The following is a 3,641-nucleotide window of genomic DNA, read 5'->3' on the forward strand; positions in this document are numbered from 1 at the left end:
ATGCTCGCCGTCGTCGGCGGCGTCGTGGCCCTCGCCGTCATCGGCGGCGGCGCGTTCTTCTTCCTCAAGGGCGGCGACGACAAGAAGGAGGAGAAGGCCGGCGGCACGTCGCAGGCCTCCGGTGCCCCGGGCGCGGGCAACCAGCAGCAGCCGGCCCCCGAAGGCGGCGCCAACAGCGCGGCCCCCTCGGCCGGTGGCCCGCAGGCCGTGCCCGCCGGATGGCAGACGCAGACCAGCAAGGAGCACAAGCTCCAGTACGACGTGCCCGGCGCGGGGGAGAAGTGGAAGATCTTCCCCCAGGACACGGTGATCGCGTACACGGACGCGTCCGGTAAGCCGCAGATCTCGATGCGCGACATCGCCAACTTCAGCGAGGGCGGCTGCTCCTCGTCCGCCAACCCCAACGCGATCGGCGAGGCCGGCAAGGGCCAGCTCGCCACCGTCGGCACGGCGGGCGGCGACGCCTCCCTGAGCATCCAGGAGAACACCCGCAACTGGGCGGGCAACTGGGGCGTCTTCGCGTACGGCGGCCTGAGCAACAAGCCCAAGATCGAGGTCAGCCAGGCCAAGCCCTGGAAGCAGAACGGCATCGAGGGCTGGACCGCCACCGCCAAGGTCAAGGTCCTCAACCGCCCGAGCCCGTGCGTACCGCCCACGGCCATCGTCAAGAGCATCGTGTGGAAGCTCCCCAGCGGCGAATTCAGCAGCTGGATCGTGTACGCCGACCAGGGCGTCTCCGGCGCGCTGCCGGAGTCCCGGATCGACGAGATCATGAAGACGGTCCGCCCGCTCAAGGGCTGAGGACAGGACCGGGAACAGGGCTGAGACCAGGAAGGGGCGGGACACCATGACCACCACCGCACTGTGGAGCCGGGCGCAGCAGCAGGACTTCCGCGCCCGCGTCCGCGGCTGCCTGCTCGGCGGGGCGATCGGCGACGCCCTCGGGGCGGGCATCGAGTTCCACTCGCTCGACATGATCCGCGGGAATCACGGGCCCGCCGGCGTACGCGACTACGTCCGGGCCTACGGGCGGCGCGGTGCCGTCACGGACGACACCCAGATGACGCTGTTCACCGTCGACGGCCTGATCCGCGCCGAAGTGCGGCGCGACGGCGGCACCTGGCCCGCACCCGAGGAGGTGCACCGGGCGTACCTGCGCTGGGAGGCCACCCAGCGCTACCCGGGGCCCGACGTGCGTACCCCCGCCCTCGGCCGGCTGGGCCGCCAGGAGTGGCTGTACTCGCAGCGGGCCCCGGGCAACGCCTGTCTGTCCGGGCTTGCGGACGACCGCATGGGCACCCTCGCCGCGCCCAAGAACCCGGAGTCCAAGGGGTGCGGCACCGTGATGCGCTCGGCGCCGTTCGGCCTGCTGGTGGACCGGGAGGCCGCGGAGGTCTTCCGGCTGGCCGCCGAGTGCGCCGCGCAGACCCACGGCCACCCCTCGGGCATTCTGGCGGCGGCCGCCTTCGCGGCGATCGTGCACGGGATCGTCCGCGGCGGGACGCTGGAGACGTCGGTCCGGCAGGCGCTCGACCTGCTGGCGCAGTGGGGCGGCCACGAGGAGACGACGGCCGCGCTCCGGCAGGCGCTCGACGCCGTACGCCAGGGGGCGCCGAGCGCCGAGCGGCTGGAAGCGCTGGGCCAGGGCTGGGTGGCCGAAGAGGCCCTGGCCATGGGCGTGTACTGCGCGCTGGTCGCCGAGGACATGCGGCACGGGCTGCTGCTCGCCGTCAACCACGGCGGCGACTCCGACTCCACGGGCTCGATCTGCGGCAACCTGCTCGGCGCGCTGCACGGCGAGACCGCGCTGCCGCCGGACCTGCTGGCCGAGCTGGAGGGGCGCGCCGCGATCGCCGAACTCGCCGACGACTTCGCCCTGGAGCTCACCCAGGGGGCACAGCTGCACGGGCCGGACGTCGCCTCGGCGGTCTGGACGGAGCGCTACCCGCAGGGCTAGCGGGCGGGGCCGCCGGGGGCCGGCGACCGTTGCGATTGCACAATCCGGGGTCGTGGCCGCACGGCCGCGGCCTCCGGGACCGGGCCCGGATACGGCGGAACCCCCTCGGCCGGGACGGCGGACCAGTCGAGGGGGCTCTGCGCGGAACTGCCTTGGGGCGGTGAAGTCGTCGTATCGGGCGGACTTATCAGAAGTCGTACGCGCGACGGGAAACGGTCGTCACAAACGAGGACCAGGCGGCGGGCTTGAAACCGAGAATCGGCCCCTGGGGGTCCTTGGAGTCACGGACCGCGATGGACTGGGGGAGAGGGGAAGCGACCTCCACGCAGTCGCCGTTGGCCAGCGAGTACGAGGACTTGCGCCACGTGGTGTTTCCCTGCTGGATGGCCATGATTGCTCCCATGCCTTGGTGAGTATGTGCCTTGATCAGAAACGCCGGTCGGAACGCCGGTTTCCCGAGGTGCGACCGACGTTACGCGCCAACATCACCTGATGAACGGGCCATTCACTCGACCGGATGGCATATTCGGGAACGCCCTTCCCGGTTGACCGATGGAGGGTGTACCGTGCGGCGGCCGCCCGGGAGACGGGGCCGGCCGGCAGCGCGGACGTGCCGGCGACCGCTCGGATCCGCTCGGGTCCGCTCGGGTCCGCTCGGCTTCGCTCGGGTCCTCCTGGGCCGCCGAGCTCAGATCTCCGCCGCCCACTCCTCCGCGACCCGGTCGATGAACTGCCGGGAGTGATCCGCGTTGAGGGCCTGCATTCGCAAATGCTCGTACATCACGCTGTAGGTCTGCACATCGTTCGGCTTCTCCAGGTAGAGGTCACTCGTGATCCCCTCCAGATAGACCGTGCTGGCATCCTGCGGGTCGTTGAACTCAAGAATGGAGAACTTTCCGTACATGCCCGGATGCGCACCCACGTCGTACGGCAGCACCTGCACCGTGATGTGCGGCTCCATGCTGAACTGCACGAGCTGGCGCATCTGTTCCGCCATGATCTCCCGGCTGCCCACGATCCGGCGCAGCGCCGACTCGTCGATGACCGCCCAAAGCCGCAGCGGATTCTCCGCTTCGGTGATCCGTTCCTGCCGCCGCATCCGCACCTGCACGCGCCGCTCGATATCCGCGCCCGTCGCCTCCGGCCAGGAGCCCTCGGTCACGGCGCTCGCGTAATTGGGCGTCTGCAGCAGGCCCGGTACGAGAGATGCCTCGTACACGCGCAGTGAGGCCGCGTCCGTCTCCAGGCCGATGTAGACGCTGTAGGGAATGTCGCCGAAGGCGTGCCACCAGCCCTGCTGGCGCGACTCCTTGGCCATCTGCATCAGCGAATCGACAATGCGGTGGTCCTCGACCCCGTACACCCCGCAGAGATCGCGCACGTCGCGCTGGCTGATGCTGCGGCGGCCGTTCTCCAGGCGGCTGATCTTCGACTGCGAGACGAGCAGCCGCTCGGCGACCTCTTCGGCGGTCATGCCCTTGAGTTCGCGGAGCTTGCGCAGCTCCTGCCCCAAGCGGCGTCGCCTAACGGTGGGATTGACACTGGACGCCACGGGACGCACCTCCGGCTCCGTCATGCTGCTGTCTCCTGACCTCGCAGCCTGCCACCACATGCCGGGGCGGCGCTGGAAAATGCCACACAGAGTCCGCCTGCGGTGAAGGGTTGCCGGGGCCGGCCGCTGCGG

Annotated in this window: 4 protein-coding genes; 2 read left to right on the top strand and 2 right to left on the bottom strand. The window is 70.5% G+C overall.

Translation table 11 applies throughout. The annotated features are described in order from the left end of the window. Together V7793_RS35115 and V7793_RS35120 are read left to right on the top strand one after the other, a co-directional pair. A partial coding sequence (locus V7793_RS35115; RefSeq protein ID WP_336013749.1) for a hypothetical protein occupies nucleotides 1-801 on the top strand: 801 nt, incomplete at its 5' end. A 46-nt stretch (nucleotides 802-847) separates the two neighbouring features. Then, nucleotides 848-1,957 carry an ADP-ribosylglycohydrolase family protein gene (locus V7793_RS35120; RefSeq protein WP_336013750.1) on the top strand — a complete coding sequence of 370 codons (1,110 nt, stop codon included), beginning with the start codon at nucleotides 848-850 and terminating at the stop codon, nucleotides 1,955-1,957. A gap of 187 nt (nucleotides 1,958-2,144) precedes the next feature. Here V7793_RS35120 and V7793_RS35125 read toward each other — a convergent pair whose 3' ends face one another. Continuing rightward, nucleotides 2,145-2,348, bottom strand: a complete 204-nt coding sequence (locus tag V7793_RS35125; protein WP_168092701.1) for a DUF397 domain-containing protein — start codon at nucleotides 2,346-2,348, stop codon at nucleotides 2,145-2,147. A 297-nt stretch (nucleotides 2,349-2,645) separates the two neighbouring features. Continuing rightward, nucleotides 2,646-3,509, bottom strand: a complete 864-nt coding sequence (locus V7793_RS35130) for a helix-turn-helix domain-containing protein (protein WP_336013752.1) — start codon at nucleotides 3,507-3,509, stop codon at nucleotides 2,646-2,648. Nucleotides 3,510-3,641: the final 132 nt, after the last annotated feature.

Origin of the sequence: Streptomyces sp. KLMMK, from assembly GCF_036961605.1 — a bacterium.
GTDB lineage: Bacteria > Actinomycetota > Actinomycetes > Streptomycetales > Streptomycetaceae > Streptomyces > Streptomyces telluris.

What these genes read in the sequence shown, in the direction of transcription:
- V7793_RS35120 (WP_336013750.1), top strand. Translation starts at nt 848, where the DNA reads ATGACCACCACCGCACTGTGGAGCCGGGCGCAGCAGCAGGACTTCCGC.
- V7793_RS35125 (WP_168092701.1), bottom strand. Translation starts at nt 2,348, where the DNA reads ATGGCCATCCAGCAGGGAAACACCACGTGGCGCAAGTCCTCGTACTCG.